A 23,342-nucleotide genomic window follows, 5' to 3' on the forward strand; every position below is an offset into this window, starting at 1 on the left:
TCCTGCTATGAATTCTTTAGCAGTTTCTAAAGCTAATCTCAGATTTGTTTTGTCAACCATAAATTTTTATTCCATTCTTTTCCTCACCTTGAACGGAAATTCTAAATTACTAATGCACCACAACTATAGTATAAACGACAACATACGCTTATCTGCACTATGTACGTAGTTGGTTTTATAGTTTATTGCGTTTCTCAAATACAATATACCACTTCTGTATTAGTAAACATAGCCCAGTTTAGCCCCCTGTTCATTTACCTCAAGTATAGCTTCTCTGCCACAAACCAAGGCTAAGTTTAGCGGCTCGTGGCCAACCGGGAAATTGTAGCAAACTGGGTAATTATATTTGCCGGTATGTTCCAGTATAATTTCGTAAGCAGTTTTGCCAAAGGAAATGGCATTGTCTTTCATGTCGCTCATGTCGCCAACTATAAGCCCAGCCAGGTTACTGAGTTTGCCGCTGCGGTCGAGGTGCACCAGCATGCGGTCGATGTGGTACAGGTACTCGTCCAGGTCTTCCAGGAACAGTATTTTGCCTTCGGTGCTGATGTCGGATTTAGTGCCGGTAAGCGTGTGCAGCATGGATAGGTTTCCGCCAACCAATTGGCCTTTGGCTGAGCCGGTGCGGTTAAACGCATGCGGGCCCGAACTATAGTTTATACTTTCACCAAACAGCACCTTGCGCAGGGTTTCCACACTGTCTACAGTTCCTTCGCGGCCGAAAAGTACAGGCATAATGGCATGCACGGTTTCTATACCTAAGTTATGAATATGGCTATGGATGGTAGTTACATCACTGAAACCGATCACCCATTTCGGCTGCTTTTTAAATTTTGTGAAATCCACCTGGTCAATGATGCGGATGGTGCCGTAGCCGCCGCGTGCGCAAACTATAGCTTTTATAGTTTCGTTATCCAGCATCTCCTGAAAATCCTGCAAACGGAGCGCATCGTCGCCGGCAAACTGGTTATAGCTGGCATCTATCGTTTGGCCCAACACTACTTCTAAACCCCAATTCCCGAAGGTCTGTATGGCAGGTGCGAGTTCCTGGGTAGTTATTTTTCGGGCAGTGGAAAGTATGGCAATTTTGTCGCCGGGCTGTAGCGCAGGTATCATAAATGTATAAAGTATAAGCAACTGCCAAGTTAGGGATTTCCGGGCAAGTTTGCAGGTGTGGGTTTACAGGGTCGTAACTAAACCTGAACAGGTGTAATTTCTGATGTAAGCAATAATTTACCTCAGCGAAAAGCCTTCAGTTTGCGGGTGTTCGGCAGAAAGCAAAGCAGTGGCCTCAATTTCGATTAACTGATCGGGGTTAATAAGCGCACTTACCTGTACCATAGTTGATGCCGGTTTTATAGTTCGGAATACCTCGCCATGCGCGCGACCAATCTCTTCCCAGTGGCTTATGTCGGTAACATACATACGGGTGCGCACTACATCTTCCATAGTTGCTCCGGCTTCTGCCAGCGCTTTTTCTATTTTCTGAAGTATAAACCTGGTCTGTTCGTACGCATTGCCTTTGCCTATAATCTGGTCGCCGTCGGTAGCGGTTGTGCCGGCCACTTCAATTACATTACCTACCCGCACGGCACGGCTATAGCCAACTATATCTTCCCACACAGCCCCCGACGAAATATTCTGTCTTTTCATAGACTTTGGAGTTTAAGAGTTAAAGAGTTTAGGAGTTAGTGAAGTAAAAAGGTAAAGATGCGATACTTTGCGTATTGTTAGTTACAAAGCCTTAAATCCTGTTCATTCTTTTTAATCCTGTAAATCCTGATTCAGACAATTTAACAATTATACCATATTTCTTAATCTCGTTCTAAAATTCGTAATTCGTAATTATTAATTCGTAATTACTATTGATGCGCCTGAGAACTAAACCTGTGCTTTGCAACTACTACGTTACTTACCGCTGTAACGCAAAGTGCTCGTTCTGCGATATCTGGGAAAAACCATCGCCTTACATAACTATAGAGGATGTGCAGCAAAACCTGCACGACCTGAAAAACCTGGGTGTACAGGTAATAGACTTTACAGGCGGCGAACCGTTGCTGCACCGCCAGATAGACGAAATGCTGGGCATGGCGCATGAGATGGGCTTTATCACCACACTCACCACCAACGCCATGCTCTACCCGAAGTATGCTGAGCGGCTAAAAGGTAAAGTGGACATGCTACATTTCTCGCTGGATTCTGCACATAAAGAAACCCACGATGCCGGCAGGGGAGTAGCCTGTTACGATTTTGTGATGGAATCTATTAAAGTAGCAAAGGAACTGGGCGAGCGACCGGATATACTTTTCACGGTTTTTAAGCATAACCTGCACGAACTGGAAGAAGTGTACCAAACTATAGCCCAGCCCAACAAACTGGTACTTATCCTTAACCCGGCTTTTGAGTACAATGGCGTTAAAACTGGGGAGCGCTTAACAGAAGAAGAACTCGATTACCTGACCCAGTTTGGCAAACGTAAAGGTGTGTACCTGAACGAAGGCTTTATACAACTGCGTAAGGATGGCGGAAACCACACAAATAACCCCGTTTGCAAAGCTGCCAGCACAACTATAGTTATCTCCCCCGAAAACGAGCTGGTTTTGCCGTGTTACCACCTGGGCACTAAAAGCTACCCTATAAATGGCAACCTGCAGCAACTATACCATAGCCCAGAAGTAGAAAAGTTAAAACAATTAGAAGGCCGCCTGCCCGCCTGCGGGGGCTGTACTATAAACTGCTACATGCAACCCAGCTTTGCCGTAGAAATAAACAAATACTTCTGGAAAGCCCTGCCTAGTACGCTGAAATACAACTACCAAAAAGGCACCTGGAAACGGATGTTTGCTTAATGGGTGGCTATCTTAACCAGGATTTACAGGATTTTAGAATACTCAGCATTAGCTTTTAACTTTACGTCATTCAGTCATTCAAAATTTAGTTATTCAAAAATTAAAAATATGCCAGTTATACTTCCTGTAAAAGGTGTGATGCCACAGTTGGGCGATGATTGTTTTGTAGCCGAGAACGCAACTATAGTTGGCGATGTGGTTATGGGTCGCGAATGCTCGGTTTGGTTCAATGCAGTTATCCGTGGCGACGTAAACGCGATCAGGATAGGAAATAAAACAAACATACAGGATGGCGCTGTTATCCATTGCACCTACCAGAAAGCAGCTACAACTATAGGTAATAACGTCTCTATAGGGCATAATGCTATAGTACATGGCTGTACTGTAGAAGATAACGTGCTGATAGGCATGGGCTCGATTGTGATGGATAATGCCCTGGTGCAGAAGAATTGTATAGTTGCCGCCGGAGCTATAGTTCTGGAAAATACCGTGTGCGAAAGTGGATGGATTTATGCAGGAATACCGGCCAAAAAAGTAAAGCAGCTAAGCCAGGAGCAGGTAGATGGCCTTGATAAGGTTGCCAATAACTATGTAATGTACAGCGGCTGGTTTACAGGCAAAGAGTAAAAGCAAAAACGCCTGCGCTGCCGGATTATAGTTGGCAACGCAGGCGTTTTACTTTTTATAGTCCGATGTTAATGCTCCGGCATTTCTCTCACGATGGTGTCTTCACGGAACTCGTCTTTTATCTTGAACAATACGGATATCAGGCTACGTTCTGATTTCTCCAATACCCGCACTTCGTATTCGTTAAAGTCGATGCTATCGGTAATATCTTCTGGTATCTGGCCGTAAAGTACGCTTACAAGGCCACCTACAGTTTCATAATCTTCGCCTTCGGGCAGTGGGTAAGGCAGAAAATCGTTGGCATCCGAAATTGGTGCGGCAGCACTTACCTTGTATTCAAAATCAGTAACCAACTCTACTAACGGTACTTCCTCATCGTACTCGTCCTGTATCTCGCCAACAAGCTCTTCAATTATATCTTCTATGGTAACAATACCCGACACACCACCAAACTCGTCGGTCGCAATGGCCATGTGCAGGTGGCGGCGCTGGAACTGTTTCAGCAGGCGGTTGATCTTTTTGGTTTCCGGCACAAAGTAAGCAGGGCGTATCAGTTTTTCGAGCACCACCGGCTCGCCAAGGCGCATAATGCTCAGCAGGTCTTTTACATACAGCACACCCACAATATTATCTATACTTCCGTTATACACTGGCAAGCGCGAGTAGCCTTCATTAAAGATGATCTCCATCAGGTCGTGTTCCGAAATGGTAATGTCGATGGCGATCATTTTAGTGCGTGGCACCAGAATCTGCTTTACCATGCGCTCGTTAAACTGGAACACATTCTCAATCAGTTCGTGCTGCGAATCCTGTATGGCACCGCCTTCGGCACTTTGCTCAAACAGCAGGCGTAATTCTTCAGCAGAGTGTACTTCCGAGCCGTGCAATGCCCGTATGCCCATAGAACGAAGTATAAGGTTTGATAAGCCGTTCAGGATCCAGATAAACGGAATGAACAGGATATAGAAAAAGCGCAGCGGCAGTGCAATGGCCAAGGTGGTAGACTCCGGGCGCTGAATAGCCAGCGACTTTGGGGCCAGCTCACCAAACACAATATGCAGCACCGTAATGAGGGCAAACGCAAATGGCAACGCTATACTATGGGCTACCTCCGGGTCTGGGTTAAAACCAAAAGCCGACATTATGTTGATAATGATCTGCGAAACTACGCTCTCACCTATCCAACCTAAGCCCAGCGACGCCAGCGTAATACCCAATTGTGTAGCCGAAAGGTAAGCGTCCAGGTGCGCGATCATGTGCTGCGCCATTTTGGCCATGGTATTGCCGGCCTGGGCGCGCAGCTCTATCTGGGAGGCCCGTACTTTAACTATAGCAAACTCTGCGGCCACAAAAAAACCGTTAAGCGCTACCAACAGTATCGTCAGGAAAATATTAAAGATCATAGTTTATATCAGCAGGCTTAAGCCGGCACAAGTGTAAAATTAACTAAAATACGATGTTAACCTACAAATGTATATAGTTTGGTAAATATTAGCTGATATAAGAATGGCCTACAAGCGGGCTAAAAAACATAAAGGTGCCGTGGGAGGCACCTTTATGTTTTTGAACAGTGGCGGCAAACTATGCATGCAGCGCAAAAGATGCCTTGGCGGTTGTAAACAACTCGTGGGCATTAGAAGAAGTAAGCCTTGGCAGAAAAATCTTCTTGGCTTCCTCTTCAGAAATCAGTTTGTACGTGTTTGCAGCCAGCGTATCTAGGAAGGGATTGCAAAAAGAATAGATATACTCGTCCGTCATAGTTTTGTAAACTACATGAAAGTTATGCTTTTCGTCGCGTACCAGTTTCATGGCCTTAAAGATGTAGTCAAACACTCTTCCGCATTCTGTCTTCAGTAGCTGTGTTTCTGTTTGCTGTAGACTTTGTTTCATTGTGTTTTATTGGTTGAGTTATACTTATTCTTATTTACTCTACATTCAAAGTTAACTTATAATTCCTTGCCAGTAGACTGGTTTATAAAGTTCCAAGTAAATGAACCTTATGAAATGGTATATATCCAAAAAATAAGGGTAAAAAACTATGATTGATTTGTTGGTATCTAGGTAATATTTATTTGTATAATATAACGAATATATTTGATTAAGGTTATGTTTAGATATATTTATTTTAACATATTTATAAAATATTGTATCTAATTTATAGGCATTAAGTCCGGGTTTGATTGGGTTTTATTGTTAGATACCGCTAAATCGTACAATATGGTAGGCAATGGGAGGTGCTTTATTGTACTATAGGAGATGTCATAAAATTACAAAACAGCTAGGGTAGCTTTCAGAGGAAAATTTTAGTCGTTTAGGAGATGCTGTTTGTACAGGTAGTACAGTTATATGGCTATGTGCAGAACCTTACCGGTATAGGTAGCGCAAAGCAGTAATATATTTTTTACTTTTGTAATTATAGTTGCTAACATAGCATCAGCTGTTTGGTTATACTTAAATTATAACTGACAGCGGATAACGAATCCGAAAAAGAAAAGCAATATGCTTACTCATAAACCCTTAAAATTGCTGCTAACTATAGTTTTGCTATGGTTATTTGCCTTTTCGGCTGTAGCGCAAGTATTAAAACCTGCTTCCTGGAGTTACGATGTTTCTAAAAAACAGGTGACTGTCGGCGAAGAAGTAGAATTGATCTTTAACGTCCGGATAGACAAAGACTGGTACCTTTACTCTTCTGACTTCGACCCGGAACTGGGGCCAATGGTTACGGAGTTTAAATTTGCCAAAAACCCGTCTTATGAACTGGTAGGCAAAATTGTTCCGGTTAAGCCTAAAAAGAAATACGACGACCTTTGGGGTGGCGAGTACACCTACTTTGTGGGTACGGCGCAGTTCCGTCAGAAAATTAAGGTTTTAAAACCAGAGCTGGTAGTAAAAGGCACTTACGAATACCAGGTTTGTACCGATGTGGATGGCCGCTGCATTCCGTTTGACGACGACTTTACTTTCACCAACAAGCAGATACAAGTTACTGGCAAAGCTGCCAGTACAACTACAACAACGGGTGCGCCTGCAGCATCGCAGCCTGGCCAAACTATAGCGCCCGGCACAAAGCAAACCCCTGAAACACCAGCTACCACGCAGACACCAATAACTATAGATTCGGCAGCTTCGCCCGTATTCGGGCAGAACGATGCAACTATAGATACCGTAACCGCACCTCAAACCACCGAAAAAGTACAGCCTGCTGCAGAAGATGTGGCATTTACTGAGCCTGCTCCTGATAAAGACGACCTTTGGGCATTTATGCTGGTTGCTTTCGGGTCTGGTCTAGTGGCACTGCTTACGCCTTGCGTTTTCCCGATGGTGCCCATGACAGTAAGCTTTTTTACGGGCAGCAGTAAAAGCAGAAGCCAGGCTATAGTTAAAGCCTTGGTATATGGACTTTCAATTATCGCCATTTACACAATTATCGGTACGGTAGTAGCACGTTTATTTGGTGCCGATGGGGCAAACTTTATCAGTACACACTGGCTGCCGAATATCCTTTTCTTCCTGATCTTCCTGGTGTTTGCGATGTCTTTCTTCGGGATGTTCGAGATTACGCTGCCAAGTTCGTGGTTAACCAAAATAGATGCGCAGGCTGACAGAGGCGGTTGGATAGGCGTGTTCTTTATGGCATTTACCCTTGCGCTTGTTTCTTTCTCGTGCACCGGACCTATCGTTGGTAGTATACTGGTGGCCTCGGCCGGTGGCGAAACCATACGCCCTATAGTTGGTATGTTCGGGTTTTCGCTGGCCTTTGCCCTGCCGTTTACCCTTTTTGCTATTTTCCCATCGTGGTTAAGCGGCTTGCCTAAATCAGGAGGCTGGCTCAACTCCGTAAAAGTGGTACTAGGCTTTATAGAACTTGCTTTGGCGCTAAAATTCCTGAGCGTAGCCGACCAGGTATACCACTGGGGCATTCTGGACCGCGAAGTATACTTAGCCTTGTGGATCGTGATCTTTACCCTGCTGGGCTTTTACCTGCTGGGCAAGCTTAAATTCTCCCACGACTCCGACCTGAAATACATTAGCGTGCCACGTTTGTTCTTTGCTATAGTTACCTTCGGGTTTGTAATTTATTTGATACCAGGCATGTTTGGCGCACCGCTTAAAGCACTTTCGGGTTACCTGCCGCCGCAAGCCTCCCAGGATTTTGACCTGAATACAATAGCAGCCCGAAACAACAACGGTGGACCTACCACGGCTACAATTGCTGCTAACCAACTATGCGAAACTCCAAAGTATAGCGACTTTCTACATCTGCCACATGGCCTGCAGGGTTACTTTGACCTGGAGCAAGCCAAGAAATGCGCTGCCGAACAAGGCAAACCAATCTTTATAGACTTTACAGGCCACGGATGTGTTAACTGCCGCGAAATGGAAGCCAACGTATGGTCGGACCCGGCCGTGCTGAAACGCCTGCGCGAAGAGTATGTAATAGCGGCCTTGTATGTAGATGATAAAACCGACCTGCCGGAAGGGGAGAAGTATGTAAGCAAGTATGACGGTAAAGAGAAAGCAACTATAGGTAAAAAATACGCCGATTACCAGATCACTAAATTTAACGTAAACGCCCAGCCATACTATGTGTTGATGGATGAGAACGAAAACGTACTGGTTAAGCCAATTGCCTACGACCTGAATGTAGATAACTTTGTTAAGTTCCTGGATGCCGGTGTTGCCGCCTACAAAGCCAAGCAAAGTATAGCTCAGCAGTAAGTATAACCGGAACTATAATAGAAAAGCCCCACTGAAACCAGTGGGGCTTTTTTGTGACGATAAAGTCTTATCTCGCAGGAGTTACTTTGCTTCGTTGTAACGTTTTGTTACTTCTTCCCAGTTTACTACGTTCCAGAAAGCACTAATGTAGTCCGGACGACGGTTCTGGTAGTGCAGGTAATACGCGTGCTCCCAAACATCAAGGCCAAGAATTGGCGTGCCACCACAACCTTCAGCGAACGACATTAACGTGTTGTCCTGGTTAGGAGTAGAGCAGATCTCAAGTTTGCCACCTTTAACACAAAGCCATGCCCAACCAGAACCAAATCGGGTAGCCGCAGCTGCATTAAACTTCTCTTTAAACTGGTCGAAAGAACCAAAAGTAGAATTGATCGCATCTGCCAGTTCGCCAGTTGGCTGACCGCCACCATTCGGAGAAAGTATAGTCCAGAACAGGTTGTGGTTATAGTAACCGCCGCCGTTGTTACGCACTGCTTTGTTTTCGCCGTCCAGGTTCTGCAGAATCTCTTCAATGCTCTTGCCTTCCATGTCGGTGCCGGCAATGGCTTTGTTCAGGTTATCGGTATAGGCCTGGTGGTGTTTTGTATGGTGGATCTCCATAGTGCGGGCATCAATGTGCGGCTCCAGGGCATCATAAGCATAAGGTAGTTTCGGAAGTTCGAAAGCCATAGTTTTATATATTTTTATATGTGAAAAATAACATACGTAGCAATCTTATAGGGTACGTATGCACTCAAACTGTTAGTTTCAAATTTAACTATTTTCTTTTGGCTGCAAAAAAAGAAGCCATCAGGTCGGCGCACTCCTGGGCCATAATGCCGCTAACCATCTCGGTTTTAGGGTGCAATAAATTACCTACTCTTCTATAACCAACCTTTGGCTCAGTTGTTCCGAAAACCACACGTTTTAGCTGCGCCCAATAGCTGGCCCCCGCACACATTACGCAAGGCTCTACGGTAACATACAACGTACAGTCGTGTAAGTATTTGTTGCCCAGGTATTCTGATGCGGCCGTAAAAGCCAGCATTTCGGCATGGGCGGTTACGTCGTTCAGTTTCTCGGTTTGGTTGTAGGCTTTGGCAATAATGCGGTTGTTGGCAACTATAACAGCCCCGATCGGAATCTCATCTTCTTCAAAAGCCTGCTGTGCCAACCGGTAAGCCTGCTGCATAAAATACTCGTCACTATAGATCGATAAAATGTCTGTAGCCATAGATGTAAAGGTAGAGTGTAAGCAATTTTATAGCAAGTATAAACCAGTTAAACTATAGTTGCAGGTAAAATGCAAAAGCCTTTCCGGGTAAGGGAAAGGCTTTTGATGTATGGCGAACTATAAATTACTTTTTGATCTTAACAGAACCCATTATTTCGCGGGCTACGGGCTGCCAGTCATTTTTAAGCTGGAAAGGCACATGTAAGGTATAAATCTGTAGTTGATTGCCAATGATCGTATACTGCACAATACTGTACTGGTTTACAGGTTTCAGGTTTGAAGCGCCACGCGTATCAGCTAGCCTCGAAACAAACTCAAACACTATAAATTTCTGCCCATTAATAGTGGTTACTTCCTGCCGTATAAAATCAATGTTTGTAAATGTTTCTACCAGGTTGGCCTTGTAAAATTCACGCAACATATCCAGGTCATTTGCCCGGAACGTAGAGCGTTTCTGTGTCAGGCTAAAGTCTATATTTTTGTCAGGGCTTGTAAAAGCAGCTAAAGGTCTGGTCGTTGCCGGGTACTCACGGGCAATGTCATCATCTGTCATCGGGGTAAAATCCTTCGGCAGCAAAATGCTGATCTCTTTGGTGATGTTTACCTTCTTAAGTTTTGGTGCTGCAAAGGCAACGCCAGCTATAAAAATGATAATCAGGAATGCTAAATAACGCATGTTCATAAGGGTTGTGTAGGCAAAGCTATAAATTATTGATCAAATAACAGGCAGTAAGCCAAAGTGGTGCAATTTCTTTGCCAAAAGTTTAAGGTGCAAATGTGTAATAAGCAGTTTCTGGTGTTTATTGCGCCTTCTGAACAACAAATGCAGGCCCCAAACTATAGGTGACCATGCACTGCAATTGCTGCGTATACTTTTACTTTCCGATATATGGAAAGCTCCTGCTATTTTAGCTGCAACCTAACGTAACAATTATTACTTTTGCGCTATATACTTACACATACTACTATGCTCCGAACTCATACTTGCGGCGAACTACGAATTGATAATGTAGGCGAAGAAGTTATCCTGACTGGCTGGGTACAGCGCCTGCGCGATAAAGGCGGGATGCTCTGGATTGACCTGCGCGACCGTTACGGTATTACGCAACTTAGCTTTGAAGAAGGTTTAACCCCGGAAGCACTGCTGAACCAGGCACGCGAACTGGGCCGTGAGTTTGTGATAAGAGTAGTTGGTAAAGTAATTGAGCGCGAGTCTAAAAACGATAAAATACCGACCGGTGCCATTGAGCTAAAGGTTACCAAGCTGGAAGTGCTGAATGCAGCCAAGTTACCGCCTTTCATGATCGAAGATGAAACGGATGGGGGAGACGACCTGCGCATGAAGTACCGTTACCTGGACCTACGCCGTAACCCTGTGCGCCGTAACCTGGAACTGCGCCACCGCGTGATGCGCGAAACCCGCAATTACCTGGACGGCCTTTACTTTATTGAAGTAGAAACGCCTGTACTTATAAAATCTACGCCGGAAGGTGCCCGCGACTTTGTGGTGCCAAGCCGCATGAACCCAGGCGAATTTTACGCCCTGCCACAGTCTCCGCAAACGTTTAAGCAGCTGCTGATGGTGTCAGGGTTCGATAAGTACTACCAGATCGTAAAATGCTTTAGAGACGAAGACCTACGTGCCGACCGCCAGCCGGAGTTCACCCAGATAGACTGCGAGCTTTCTTTCGTGACCCAGGAAGATATCCTGAACACTTTTGAAGGGCTGATTCACCACCTGTTCCAGAAAGTGAAAGGCGTTAACCTGCCTAAAATGCCACGCATGACCTATGCTGATGCGATGCGTTTGTATGGCTCTGATAAGCCGGATACCCGTTTCGGGATGCAGTTCGTGGAGCTGAACAGCCTGGTTAAGAACAAAGGCTTTAAAGTGTTTGATGATGCCGAGCTTATAGTTGGGATTAACGCGACAGGTGCTGCCAGCTATACCCGTAAGCAACTGGATGAACTGACTGACTTTGTAAAGCGTCCGCAGATCGGGGCTACCGGCTTGGTGTACGCGCGAGTGAATGAAGATGGCTCTGTAAAATCATCAGTTGATAAATTCTATGCTCCGGAAGACCTGGCGGAGTGGGCTGCGGCTTTCAATGCCAAACCTGGCGACCTGCTGCTGGTATTGGCCGGCGGAAAAGACAAAACCCGCAAAGCCCTGAACGAGCTGCGCCTGGAAATGGGAACTCGACTTGGCTTACGCGATAAAGATACGTTCTCGGCACTGTGGGTAGTAGACTTCCCGCTGCTGGAGTGGGACGAAGAAATGGGCCGTTTCCATGCCATGCACCACCCTTTCACATCGCCTAAGCCGGAAGATTTAGAGCTGATCGATGACCGTCCTAGCGATATCCGTGCGAATGCTTATGATATGGTTATCAATGGCGTTGAAGTGGGCGGTGGCTCTATTCGTATTCACGACCGCCGTTTGCAGGAGCAGATGTTCCGTTTACTGGGCTTCTCAAACGACGAAGCAAAAGCCCAGTTCGGATTCCTGATGGAGGCCTTTGAATACGGTGCGCCGCCACACGGTGGTATCGCCTTCGGTTTCGACAGACTTTGCTCTATTTTCGGCGGTTCTGATTCTATCCGCGATTACATTGCCTTCCCGAAAAACAATTCTGGCCGCGATGTTATGATTGATGCCCCGTCTCCAATATCGGATGCGCAGCTTGATGAACTGCACATTAAGATGAGAAATATTACTGCTCCTGAAAAGAAGTAACAACTATAAGCTATAGTTCAAAAGCCTGTAGCAGCCATGTTACAGGCTTTTTTGTTTGGTATTGGATTTATAGACCCCGTATCGCGCACAGCTCCTGCAAGAGTCTATTGTTACTATTTTTAACCTCACCCCAACCCTCTCCTTTTAAAAAGGGCCTCTACCCCAAAACAGGAGAGGGAATTTTTTACCTACTACTTCATTTGTCATCCTGAAAGGATCTTGTGGCAAGGGAGGTTAAGCCTTTGCTATTACACACCCTGCCCCTCTCAAGAAGGGAGTTTCTGCTATTGCTATAATTTGCTTTATAGTTTCATAGTTAACGTTTATCATCCCCCTGCCCCCTTCAAAGGGGGACTTTCTGCTACTGCTTGTCCGACTGTCATTTCGGCTCAAGGAAAAATCTATACCAACTATAGCTGAAAGCCACGAGCGGACAGGGCGCGACCTGTCCCTACAAAACTATAGCCACGATCAATCTCGAGGCTTATCGGATCAAACTATAGATAGCGGTTAGTAGTAGAAAGACGGGGCCTCCCGGCCGTGAGGGCACCAAAGCCAGATTGAAACAATAGGTAAATTAAGCTCCCAGGATTGGAAGAAGCTATAGAAGGATAGCTTGCTTTAAGGAAGGAAGTATAGACTTCAACTATAAACTGTATAAGATCCATCGACTACGCTCGAAATGACAATACCGAAGCTATAAGAAATTATGACTCCATTACTAACTACTGTCAGGAAAAGATAACAAAAAAGGCTGCCCTTTTACAGAGCAGCCTTTAAATATTTTATAATTTCCTATTACAGCATGTTGCTTACCAAACCAGGCGCGATACCGAACAGGATGGTAAGTATAGTACAGATGATCAGAACCAAGGCAGCGAAGCCGCTAACAGGTACTTTAGTGTTTTCACCAGCTGGTTGCATGTACATGGCAATTACTACTTTGATATAATAGTAGATACCAACAGCTGCAAGTATAACAGCTAACACTACAAGCCATGTCAGGTTACCAGTTGCTATTACTGCTGAGAACACGAACAGTTTACCGAAGAAACCAGCTGTAAGCGGAATACCCGCTAACGAGAACATAGATACTGTCATTACAAAGGCAAGCAGCGGGTTTGTTTTGCCAAGACCGTTAAAGGCAGCAAAAGATTGATTTCCTTCACGAGCATCTTCTACCAATTTTAGTACGCCAAATGACATTACGGAAGCCACCGCATAAGACAGTGAATAGAAGAAGATCGCGTTTTCTGACAGGTCATTGAAAGCAACCAGCGTCATAAGCAGGTAACCCGCATGCGAAATTGATGAGTAAGCCAGCATACGCTTTACGCTTGGCTGAATTACCGCACCAATATTACCAACTACGAGTGTCAAGACTGTAATGGCAATAACAGTCGGGAACCAGGATGTGAAGGAACCTTCGAAAGCTGCATTCATTAATTTATAGAAAGCCGCCACACCAGCAGTTTTAACTACAGTAGCCATAAACGTGGTAAAGAACGTTGGCGTACCCTCGTACACGTCCGGCGTCCAGAAGTGGAACGGAGCAGCAGCTATCTTAAAGGAGATACCAATCACTAAGAGCAGCAGACCCATCGTGAACATAGTATTCATTGTACCATCTGCCATTACATTGGCTGCACCTATCTCTGTAATGTCAAACGTACCGGTCGCACCGTAGATCAGAACGATACCGAATAGCAGCACACCTGTAAAGAACGAACCCATCAGGAAGTACTTCAGAGCAGCTTCGTTAGAGCGCAGGCTGCGTTTGTTGCTACCTGCCAGCACATACATCGCAATCGACAGAATCTCGATACCGATGAACAGCATGATCAGGTTCTCATAGGCTACCATCATAATGGCACCTACCAGCGAGAACAGCAGCAGAGAGTAGTATTCAGCCAGGTTCTCGTCTTCCGCATCAATATAGCTTTGCGAGAACGGAAGGATAAGCAACGTCGTCAGCACCATAATGCCCGTAAAAGCCACCGCATAGTTGTCGATGGTGAGCATGTTGTTGAAATAGGTCTGGGTATTGTTCCAGCCAAGCAGGTTCACACCAAACACCACTATCAGGAACAGCAGGGCCAGCGGCAATAATATTTTCTTAGACTTCAGGAAACCTACAAAAAGGTTAACGATGCCAAAAACTGAAAGAAGTATGATCGAGGTCATGTCGTCGTATTTCCTGTTAATTAGCGGTTAATGATGTTCAGCAGGTTACCTACAGCCGGCTCCGAAATGCTCAGGAACGTGTTCGGGAACAATCCGATCCAGAATACCATAATTACCAGCGGTATAAGTACAGCTTTTTCATTGAATGTCAGGTCGGTAAAAGCTTCTGTATGCTCAGACTTCGTGCCGAACATCACACCCTGGAACATGCGCAGCATATAAACTGAACTAAGTATAATGGTTAAGCCAGCCACAGCGCCAAACCACGCATTGTAATTGTAAACACCTAGCAGCAACAGGAACTCACCCACAAAACCGTTTGTAAGCGGCAGCGCTACCGAACCCAGCAACAGGATCATGAAGAAGATCGAAAGTGCTTTTGCATTCTGCGTGATACCACCCAGGCTTGTAATTTCTCTTGTGTTGGTTCTTCTGTAAATGATTTCGATGATGAAGAACAGACCGGTTACGTTGATACCGTGGCTTAGCATCTGGATAACGCCACCTTGCAGGCCTTGCTCGTTCAGGGTAAAGATACCCGCTGCAATAAGGCCAACGTGTGCGATAGATGAATAAGCGATCAGGCGCTTCAGGTCGTGCTGACGAATAGCGATAACCGATCCGTAAACGATACCGATGATAGAAAGGATAAGCACCAGCTCATCCCACTGGCTCACACCCATTGGCACAACCGGCAGTAACCAGCGCAGCACCCCATAAATACCCATTTTCAGCATGATACCGGAAAGCAACATCGTAGCCTGTGTAGGCGACTCGGTGTAGGTATCCGGCTGCCAGGTATGGAACGGGAACACCGGCATTTTAATAGCGAAGGCAATGAACAGGAACCAGAAGATCCAGCTCTGCGACTCAGCACTTAACGCCAGTTGGTAGAACGCCTGCACATCAGATGAATGCGCTGCTAATTCGGTAGCTCCTGTCTGGAAGTAGAGGTATACAAATGCGGCCAGCATGAAAAGTGAACCGAAGATAGTATACACGAAGAACTTGAACGTAACTGGAATGCGGTTAACGCCACCCCAGATCGCGGCAATAAAGTAGATCGGAATAAGAGCCACTTCCCAGAAGAAGTAGAACAGGAATGCATCCAGCGCCACAAACACACCAATAAGGCCGGTCTGCATGAACAGGATCAGCGCGTAAAAAGCGTTCGGGTTCTTATAGTCGTGCTTAAAGGCCGAAAGTATGATCAGCGGAACCAGGAACGTGGTCAGCAATACCATCAGTAAGCTGATACCGTCCATACCGATATGGAAACCGATACCGGCATTTTCTACCCAAGGTAAGTTAAGTTCGAACTGCGTAGCACCGCTTGCCGCATCAAAACCTGTAGTTGCAACTATAGCTATGGCAAACTCAACTAAAGCTGCCACAAAAGCCACTTTCTTGGCACCTTGTCCTTTTATCAGCAGCACCAGAAGTGCAGCTAAGGCAGGCCAGAAAAGTAAAAGAGCTGTTATCATCTTCTAAGAACCTTATCCGATAAAGAAATTTAAAAACAGAATCAGAGCAATGCTTACCACCATGATCAGGATATAAAACCCGATAGCACCGCTTTGTGCAAAGCGAAGTGTACGGCTGCTCTGTACTACAAACTTACCTACACCATTTACTACGCCATCCACTATTACCACATCAAACACTTTGTGGAAGATAGAAGATAACCACATGATAGGGCGAACGATGATGGCGTTGTATAATTCGTCGATGTAATACTTATTGTAGATCAGATTGTGGATAGGAGAAAGCTTGGTGCCTTCTGCTGCCGGAACCTGCTTTTTGCTCACATACATCACATAAGCCAGGATAATAGCTACCACAGCCACTGCTACCGAAATACCCATCAACATCCATTCCGTCGAGTGCTCTATATGTAGTGGTGCAACTGCTGCAGCATTAGCAACCTGCGCATAACCATAAATAGGGGCTAGGTAGTTTTGCAGCAGGTGCATGTTCTCGCCAAACACAGCCGGAATTCCAAGGAATCCACCTATAGTTGAAAGTATAGCCAGCACGATCAGCGGCAAAGTCATCGAGATAGGAGATTCGTGCAGGTGCGATTTCTGAGCTTCTGTGCCACGGAACGTGCCAAAGAACGTTAAGAACACCAAACGGAACATGTAGAACGACGTCATGAACGAAGTCAGCAGGCCAAGTCCCCACATTAGTTTATTGTGTTCCCAAACATGCGCCAGCAACTCATCTTTAGAGAAGAAACCTGCGAACGGCGGAATACCGGCAATGGCCAGCGTACCGATCAGGAATGTAAGGAATGTAATTGGCAGATACTTGCGCAAGCCACCCATGTAACGGATATCCTGCTCGTTGCTCATGGCGTGGATAACTGAACCAGCACCTAAGAACAGAAGCGCTTTAAAGAATGCGTGCGTAAGAACGTGGAAGATTGACGAATCGAAGGCCATCACGCCAAGTGCCAGGAACATATAACCTAACTGCGAAACAGTAGAGTAAGCCAGTACCTTTTTAATATCGTTTTGCGCCAGACCTATGGTTGCGGCTAGCAAGGCAGTTGCAATACCAACTATAGCGATCACTTCCATGGTAGTAGGAGCCAGCACATACAGCACGTTCGAGCGAAGCACCATGTAAATACCAGCCGTAACCATGGTTGCCGCGTGTATCAGGGCAGAAACCGGAGTAGGACCCGCCATCGCATCTGGTAACCAGGTAAACAACGGAATTTGAGCACTTTTACCCATCGCACCTACAAACAGCAGCAGGGTAATCGCGATCATTACTGTAGAATCGATACCACCAGTGTAGCGGGCAGCCTCAGCGAAAACCTGCGGATAGCTAACCGAACCGAATGTGATAAAGATCAGGAAAATACCTAGCAGGAAGCCTAAGTCACCGATACGGTTCATGACGAAGGCTTTCTTGGCAGCATTGTTATAGTTGGTGTTCTTGTTCCAGAAACCGATCAGCAGGTACGAGCACAGACCTACACCTTCCCAGCCTACGAACATCATCACGTAGTTAGAGCCCATTACAAGCAGTAACATCGAGAACATGAACAGGTTAATGAAAGCGAAGAACTTACCGAAGTTCTCGTCGTGGCTCATGTAACCAGCCGAGTACAGGTGAATCAGGAAACCAATACCGGTTACCATCAGCATCATCAGCAGCGTTAGCTGGTCAATCAGGAACGAGAAACCGATCTGCATATCGCCAACCGAGATCCAGTTATAAAAATCGACAGTGTACGCGCGGCTGCCATTGGCTGTAAAATCAACGAAAAGGTATACCGAGATAAGGAAGGAAGCCAGCACGGTGCCGCAGCCTATCAGACTTACCATACCCTTTGCGAGCTTCCTGTTGCCAAGCCCGTTCACGATAAAGCCGATCAAAGGCAGCAGCGGAATGAGCAAACAGAGCAGTGCCATCGCCTGGTTATTGAAGGGCATTACAATCTCTTGCATCTAATTTGTATTAAGTTAAGCTATTGTAGATTAGATTTCGGGGCTTACCACTTCAGGCGGTTAAGCAACTGCACGTCCGTAGAGCGTATGTTACGGTAGATCATTACTATAATGGCCAGGCCAACGCAAACTTCGGCAGCGGCCACCGCCATAATGAAAAACACGAAAACCTGTCCGGTGGCGTCGCCGCGGTAAGATGCCAGTGCGGTAAGTAACACGTTTACAGCGTTCAGCATCAGCTCCACACACATAAAGATGATGATGGCATTGCGTCTGGTAAGTACGCCAATTACGCCGATCGCGAAAAGCGCTGTGCTGAAGAACAGGTAATATTCCAGCGGAACGGTTCTGATTATTTCAGGTATCTGGTTCATTTTCTGTGTAGTCCGAACGTAGTCCTACTATTAAAGTATAATCCAATATTTCGTGCCGCAAAGTTATCCCGATTTCTTAAATATCCATAACATATTTCCATACTTCTTTGGATAAAGGTTTTAAGGATTTTGTTCAATTTTCAGGATTAAATCTATATTTTGTGAGAGAGTGGTTTTCCAGTCGAATAATGCATTTAAGTCGCAATCCATCAATATGAAAAAAGAGCCTAACAGTAACCTGAAGTTTTATGTTATAGTTGGTATACTTTCATTAGTATTCATCACTCTAGTTCGTTATTTCTTTCCTAACATGGTTAAGAGTAGCTTGTGTGGCAAAGAGCAGGAATTGAAAGATGTGTATTTAAAAGGAGTAGTGACACTAAAATATATAGATAAACCTAATCACGCTGCAGAAGTGCTATTGGTACATCATCTGAATGGCTTAGAGTATAAATTATATTTAGCTGGAGACTCAAGCAGCTTGTTCAACTATGCAGCAGTAGGCGATTCAATTTATAAAGAGTTAGGATCTATGAAAGTGGAAGTAAATCGGGATGGAAAAGTGAAGCCATTTATAGTTGCCTACGGTTGTGAAGAGTTTACAACATTCTAACTAACAGTTGTGCAATTTGGAAGTATAAGTAGTAATTAATTAACTAACTTATTTTATGCTCCAAAAAAACAAATTACACCTTACGTGTAATGCAATTCTTGTTTTGTTATGCTTTGTTGCCTGTCAAATCCTAATGCAGGGATGTACTATGGATGAGAAAAAGAAAAGTGTTGATGCTACTGAAAATGAAAACACAAAGCCGTCCGCAACTATAACCGCCAGGCATTTTTACAAGTATCTCCCGTCCGGGTCAGGGATAGAAATTGCTCCCGAAGGATTTTATGTTATCGGAGACGACTCACCTTTTTTATACCGGTTGGATAAAAACTATAAGCAGATTGCAAAATACGAGCTTTTTGACACTACTAATTTTAAGAATGGTCGCATCCCGAAACCGCTAAAACCTGACCTGGAGAGCCTGGCATCTTTTACATATAAAGAAAAAAGTTACCTCTTCACCATCGGCTCTGGTTCTGCAGAAGTGCGAAAAAAAGCGTATTTAATTGAATTGGCTATAGTTTTGAAAAAGCCTAAGGTTAAAGAGATTGACTTGAAAGGCCTATATGATTCGCTTGAAAAGAACAAAACTATAGTTGGCGATGAGCTGCTGAACATTGAAGGGCTCGATTTCTCAGAAGACAAAGTATACCTGCTGCAAAGAGCACTAAACAAATCTGGCAACATAGTTCTGACTTTTGATCTTTCAGACTTCAACGCTTTCCTTTTTGAAAATAAACCGTTGCCTGCACCCGAACTATACTTTGTGAAGCTTCCTTCTTTGCAAGGTTACCAGGCTGGCTTTTCCGGTGCTTATGTTTTGGATGATAAACTATTTTTTACAGCATCTGTAGAAAGGGCGCCGGACGCGATACAGGATGGTGAAGTGTTGGGAAGTTATGTAGGCTATATTACTTTATCAGACTTACCGAAGGCTGTTTCTCAGGATAAACCTATAGTTGTCAAAGCTGCTCAGGTCAAAGATAGTAAGGGTAAAACCTATATCGGTAAAATTGAGTCGCTGGTGGTAGAGAAAGGAAATAAGAATGGTAATTATAAAGTAGTTGCCATTTCAGATGATGACCAAGGCCATTCGGAGATTTTGGAAGTGGAGTTTATAGTTGAGTAAAGTATAAACTATAAAACGTTATGTCATCTCGACGTAAGGAGAGATCTATCTGGAATTCTAAATAGATCTCTCCTTACGTCGAGATGACAAATCCAGTAAAATAAAAAAGGGCTGCAACTATAAAATTGCAGCCCTTTTTTATAGTTATAGCCCAGATTAGAAGTGTCTTTCTCCGGTCTCTTTTTTGCCTAACATTACAGCGCCAACCATGGCAACCAGGAACAGCACTGATGCTAACTCGAAAGGCAGGAGGTATTTGGTATACAATACTTTACCTAAGTTCTCAACCATACCGATCTGCGAGTTATAGTTTTCCGCATCAAAAGTTCCTACATGGGCATCCTTCAAGGCCGCAAACATTACCACAAAAAGCAAACCGCCAGCTATAGTTCCGGCAACTTTAGTCATAGCTGATGTTTCCAGATCGCGCTCGTTTTTACCTACACTCAGGAACATGATCACAAACAGGAACAGTACCATGATAGCGCCGGCATAAACGATGATATTTACAACAGCCAGGAACTGCGCGTTCAGCAGAATATAATGTGCCGATATAGTAAAGAACGTAATGATCAGGAACAGAATGCTGTGCACCGGGTTTTTAGAAATTACTACCATCAGGGCGCAAAGCAACGTAAGCGAAGCCAGGAAATAGAACAGATTCTCCATTATGGGATTATTTTGTTTCAGTGGTTTTTAATGGCTCTACCAGGCGGTCTTTGCCATAAATAAATTCGTCGCGTTCGTAGCGGGCAGGTGCAAGCTTGTCGTCTTGCAGGAAGATAGCAGCTTTAGGGCAGGCTTCTTCACACAAACCACAAAAGATGCAACGCAGCATGTTTACCTCATACGTAACTGCATATTTTTCTTCGCGGTACAAATGCTCTTCTCCAGCCTTACGCTCACCGGCAATCATGGTAATTGCTTCTGCAGGGCAGGCTACAGCACAAAGTCCGCAGGCAGTACAACGCTCAGCGCCATTTTCGTCGCGCTTTAGTACATGCAGGCCACGCCAGATGTCGCTGCGCTCGCGGGTTTGTTCCGGGTAGTTTATAGTTGCCTTCTTTTTAAAGAAGTGTTTTAGCGTAATTCCCAAGCCTTGTGCAATAGCCGGAAGATAAGCCCTTTCAGCAAAGGTCATCTCGCGCTTCTGCACTTTCTTGCTTCTGTTTGATAATGGTTCCATTATATCGTTCTCCCTTCTATTGATCTCAACTATAGTTAAGACCAGTTTTAGGTACTATAGTTTAAAATAAATAGTCTTTCAGCAGAATTGCGCCGCCAGTCAATACCACGTTCAGTATCGCAAGCGGAATCAGGATCTGCCAGCCCAGCTTCATCAGTTGGTCATATCGGAAGCGTGGAAGCGTCCAGCGAACCCACATAAAGAAGAAGATAAAGGCGAATATCTTTGCAAACATCACTGCCACGCCAACTATAGTTACCACGTTATTGGCCAGCACCGGATCGCTGATAGCCGAACGGAGGTTCTCCATGAACGGGAAGTTGTAAGCACCAAAGTATAGCGTAGACATTACCGCCGATACTACAAAGATGTTAATATATTCTGCAAACAGATACATACCCAGTTTCATAGAGCCATACTCGGTGTGGTAACCACCAATAAGCTCCGCTTCCGATTCTGGTAAGTCGAAAGGCGTACGGTTAGTCTCAGCAAAGGCACACACCAGGAAAAGGATAAAGCCCAATGGCTGGTACCAGATATTCCAGTTAAAGCCTTGCTGCTGTTCTGCAATCTCTCTCAAAGAAAGCGAACCCGTCATCATGATCACCGCGATAAGCGAAAGACCCATGGCAAGTTCGTAGCTAATGTTCTGCGAAGCCGCACGGATAGCGCCCAGCAACGAGAATTTGTTGTTAGAAGCCCATCCACCGATCATCAGACCATATACACCCAGCGATACAATACCGAAAACATATAGCACCCCAATGTTTACTTCAATTGCCTGCAGCCATATTTCGCGGCCACCAACCAGCAGCATATCGCCAAACGGAATTACCGCGCTCGACATGCCAGCCACCAGCATAGCAATACCCGGGCCGATAATGAATAGTGCTTTGTTTGCTTTGGCAGGTATAAATTCTTCTTTAAAGAAAAGTTTACCGGCATCGGCAAGGGGCTGCAGCAACCCAAATGGACCAGCACGGTTCGGGCCTACGCGGTCCTGGATAAAGGCAGCTATTTTACGCTCAAAATAAGTAGAGTAAGTAGCTATCAGTAGGGTAATACCGAAAATTACCAGGATAAAAATCCCTCTATAAATTAGGTCTACAGACTCCATATGTTATTGCTGTGGCAGTTTTTTCTTGGTAGAACTTGGTAAGTTAGGCACAATAGGCACGTTAAGTACGGGCAGTTCGTAATGGTTTGCCGAGATAACTGAATTACGTTCTATGTGGCGCGGACCTTCAATTGTCCAGTCTTTTGTTTCTTTTTTATCGAAACGGCAGGTGTTACAGATAAACTCCTCCACCTCGTTGTACTGGTCTTTGCGGGCTGTTACGCGCAATACTTCTTCGCCACGTGTCCAAAGGGTTACTTTACCAGAGCAGGTAGGGCAATCGCGGTGTGCATCCATCGGCTTTGTAAACCAAACACGGTTCTTAAAGCGCCAGGTCTTATCTGTAAGCGCACCTACCGGGCACACATCAATCACGTTACCAGAGAAATCGTTATCGATCACGTTCTCAATGTATGTACCAATTTCAGCAGCATCGCCACGACCTAACACGCCATGTACACGATTAGGTGTAATCTGGTCGGCAGTATACACACAACGATAGCACAGAATGCAGCGCGTCATGTGCAACTGTATGTAAGGGCCAAGATCTATCTTGTTGAATTTACGACGCTCTTCCTCGTAACGTGTAGCGCTCACACCATGCTCATACGAAAGGTCCTGCAGATCGCATTCACCAGCCTGGTCGCAAATAGGGCAATCCAGCGGGTGGTTGATCAACAGCATTTCCACGATACCTTTGCGGGCATTCAGCACGTCTTCGTTGGTTGTATTTTCTACCACCATACCATCCTGCACCGGCGTAATGCACGAGGCTACCAGTTTAGGCATTGGGCGTGAGTCTTTGGCAGAACCTTGTGTTACTTTTACAAGGCACACACGGCATTTACCGCCACTACCTTTAAGTGGAGTATAGTAACACATGGCAGGTGGCACCACACTGCCTCCAATTTTTCTGGCAGCCTGCAGGATGGTAGTTCCATCTTCTACCTCTACCTCAATGCCATCGAATGTTATTTTAGCCATTTTATATTTCGTTGTTCGTTACTCGTTGTTCGTTTCTCGCAAACAACCCAAACGATTTAAGCTATACTTTTTAATTCAAACTCCCGGTTTGTCATCTTACAGGGATCCTATTGGCAAATTGCTGAGGC

General features: G+C 45.1%; 21 protein-coding genes. 6 read left to right on the forward strand and 15 right to left on the reverse strand.

The genetic code is table 11. From position 1 onward, the window contains the following. Positions 1–219: 219 nt before the first annotated feature. Together GWO68_RS16675 and GWO68_RS16680 are read right to left on the reverse strand one after the other, a co-directional pair. Positions 220–1,116 carry a S66 peptidase family protein gene (locus GWO68_RS16675; protein WP_162347612.1) on the reverse strand — a complete coding sequence of 299 codons (897 nt, stop codon included), beginning with the start codon at positions 1,114–1,116 and terminating at the stop codon, positions 220–222. A gap of 117 nt (positions 1,117–1,233) precedes the next feature. Continuing rightward, on the reverse strand, positions 1,234–1,653 hold the full coding sequence (locus GWO68_RS16680) for a RidA family protein (RefSeq protein ID WP_162347613.1): 420 nt from the start codon (positions 1,651–1,653) through the stop codon (positions 1,234–1,236). A 215-nt stretch (positions 1,654–1,868) separates the two neighbouring features. Here GWO68_RS16680 and GWO68_RS16685 point away from each other — a divergent pair, with 215 nt between their 5' ends. Both GWO68_RS16685 and GWO68_RS16690 read left to right on the forward strand, forming a co-directional pair. After that, positions 1,869–2,849, forward strand: a complete 981-nt coding sequence (locus GWO68_RS16685; RefSeq protein WP_162347614.1) for a radical SAM protein — start codon at positions 1,869–1,871, stop codon at positions 2,847–2,849. 108 nt (positions 2,850–2,957) lie between these two features. Beyond that, complete coding sequence (locus GWO68_RS16690; RefSeq protein ID WP_162347615.1) at positions 2,958–3,476, forward strand: gamma carbonic anhydrase family protein; 519 nt, start codon at positions 2,958–2,960, stop codon at positions 3,474–3,476. 68 nt (positions 3,477–3,544) lie between these two features. Here the strand turns inward: GWO68_RS16690 and GWO68_RS16695 are convergent, their stop codons facing one another. After that, entirely contained in the window at positions 3,545–4,879 is a 1,335-nt protein-coding gene (locus GWO68_RS16695) for a hemolysin family protein (protein WP_162347616.1), read from the reverse strand. A 178-nt stretch (positions 4,880–5,057) separates the two neighbouring features. Further along, complete coding sequence (locus GWO68_RS16700) at positions 5,058–5,366, reverse strand: hypothetical protein (RefSeq protein WP_162347617.1); 309 nt, start codon at positions 5,364–5,366, stop codon at positions 5,058–5,060. Between the two features lie 609 nt (positions 5,367–5,975). Between GWO68_RS16700 and GWO68_RS16705 the strand changes: the two genes are divergently transcribed. Then, positions 5,976–8,198 carry a protein-disulfide reductase DsbD family protein gene (locus tag GWO68_RS16705; protein WP_162347618.1) on the forward strand — a complete coding sequence of 741 codons (2,223 nt, stop codon included), beginning with the start codon at positions 5,976–5,978 and terminating at the stop codon, positions 8,196–8,198. Positions 8,199–8,279: 81 nt separating this feature from the next. Here the strand turns inward: GWO68_RS16705 and GWO68_RS16710 are convergent, their stop codons facing one another. The 3 genes from GWO68_RS16710 to GWO68_RS16720 all read right to left on the reverse strand — a co-directional run bounded on the left by GWO68_RS16710 (position 8,280) and on the right by GWO68_RS16720 (position 10,108). Next, positions 8,280–8,888, reverse strand: a complete 609-nt coding sequence (locus GWO68_RS16710; RefSeq protein WP_162347619.1) for a superoxide dismutase — start codon at positions 8,886–8,888, stop codon at positions 8,280–8,282. A gap of 88 nt (positions 8,889–8,976) precedes the next feature. Next, positions 8,977–9,432 carry a nucleoside deaminase gene (locus GWO68_RS16715; protein WP_235942112.1) on the reverse strand — a complete coding sequence of 152 codons (456 nt, stop codon included), beginning with the start codon at positions 9,430–9,432 and terminating at the stop codon, positions 8,977–8,979. Positions 9,433–9,556: 124 nt separating this feature from the next. Next, on the reverse strand, positions 9,557–10,108 hold the full coding sequence (locus GWO68_RS16720; RefSeq protein WP_162347620.1) for a hypothetical protein: 552 nt from the start codon (positions 10,106–10,108) through the stop codon (positions 9,557–9,559). A 291-nt stretch (positions 10,109–10,399) separates the two neighbouring features. On the opposite strand from GWO68_RS16720, the gene aspS reads away from it, so the two are divergent. Beyond that, positions 10,400–12,169, forward strand: coding sequence for an aspartate--tRNA ligase (gene aspS / locus GWO68_RS16725; protein WP_162347621.1), 1,770 nt, complete (start codon positions 10,400–10,402; stop codon positions 12,167–12,169). Positions 12,170–12,967: 798 nt separating this feature from the next. On the opposite strand, the gene GWO68_RS16730 is transcribed toward aspS, so the two are convergent. From GWO68_RS16730 to nuoK, 4 genes are read right to left on the reverse strand one after another with little or no spacing between them, the layout of a single operon-like run. Next, entirely contained in the window at positions 12,968–14,353 is a 1,386-nt protein-coding gene (locus GWO68_RS16730) for an NADH-quinone oxidoreductase subunit N (RefSeq protein WP_162347622.1), read from the reverse strand. Positions 14,354–14,373: 20 nt separating this feature from the next. Next, a complete protein-coding gene (locus GWO68_RS16735) occupies positions 14,374–15,837 on the reverse strand; it encodes a complex I subunit 4 family protein (protein ID WP_162347623.1) in 1,464 nt (487 codons plus the stop codon). 12 nt (positions 15,838–15,849) lie between these two features. Next, positions 15,850–17,814 (reverse strand): NADH-quinone oxidoreductase subunit L, encoded by a 1,965-nt coding sequence (nuoL, locus tag GWO68_RS16740; protein ID WP_235942113.1) that lies wholly within the window; start codon positions 17,812–17,814, stop codon positions 15,850–15,852. 44 nt (positions 17,815–17,858) lie between these two features. After that, positions 17,859–18,188, reverse strand: a complete 330-nt coding sequence (nuoK, locus tag GWO68_RS16745; RefSeq protein WP_162347624.1) for an NADH-quinone oxidoreductase subunit NuoK — start codon at positions 18,186–18,188, stop codon at positions 17,859–17,861. A 214-nt stretch (positions 18,189–18,402) separates the two neighbouring features. On the opposite strand from nuoK, the gene GWO68_RS16750 reads away from it, so the two are divergent. Both GWO68_RS16750 and GWO68_RS16755 read left to right on the forward strand, forming a co-directional pair. Next, the gene (locus GWO68_RS16750) at positions 18,403–18,801 is read left to right on the forward strand and encodes a hypothetical protein (protein ID WP_162347625.1); all 399 of its coding nucleotides are present in this window, start codon (positions 18,403–18,405) and stop codon (positions 18,799–18,801) included. Positions 18,802–18,949: 148 nt separating this feature from the next. Beyond that, positions 18,950–19,927: a DUF6929 family protein gene (locus GWO68_RS16755; protein WP_162347626.1), complete on the forward strand. Its 978-nt coding sequence runs from the start codon at positions 18,950–18,952 to the stop codon at positions 19,925–19,927. A 156-nt stretch (positions 19,928–20,083) separates the two neighbouring features. Here GWO68_RS16755 and GWO68_RS16760 read toward each other — a convergent pair whose 3' ends face one another. The 4 genes from GWO68_RS16760 to GWO68_RS16775 form a co-directional block, all read right to left on the reverse strand. Next, positions 20,084–20,596 carry an NADH-quinone oxidoreductase subunit J family protein gene (locus GWO68_RS16760; RefSeq protein WP_162347627.1) on the reverse strand — a complete coding sequence of 171 codons (513 nt, stop codon included), beginning with the start codon at positions 20,594–20,596 and terminating at the stop codon, positions 20,084–20,086. A gap of 7 nt (positions 20,597–20,603) precedes the next feature. Next, positions 20,604–21,113: a NuoI/complex I 23 kDa subunit family protein gene (locus GWO68_RS16765; RefSeq protein ID WP_235942114.1), complete on the reverse strand. Its 510-nt coding sequence runs from the start codon at positions 21,111–21,113 to the stop codon at positions 20,604–20,606. 61 nt (positions 21,114–21,174) lie between these two features. Next, a complete protein-coding gene (gene nuoH / locus GWO68_RS16770; protein ID WP_162347628.1) occupies positions 21,175–22,230 on the reverse strand; it encodes an NADH-quinone oxidoreductase subunit NuoH in 1,056 nt (351 codons plus the stop codon). Positions 22,231–22,233: 3 nt separating this feature from the next. Next, positions 22,234–23,214 carry a 2Fe-2S iron-sulfur cluster-binding protein gene (locus GWO68_RS16775; protein WP_162347629.1) on the reverse strand — a complete coding sequence of 327 codons (981 nt, stop codon included), beginning with the start codon at positions 23,212–23,214 and terminating at the stop codon, positions 22,234–22,236. Positions 23,215–23,342: the final 128 nt, after the last annotated feature.

The organism is Pontibacter fetidus (genome assembly GCF_010119545.1).
GTDB classification, from domain to species: domain Bacteria; phylum Bacteroidota; class Bacteroidia; order Cytophagales; family Hymenobacteraceae; genus Pontibacter; species Pontibacter fetidus.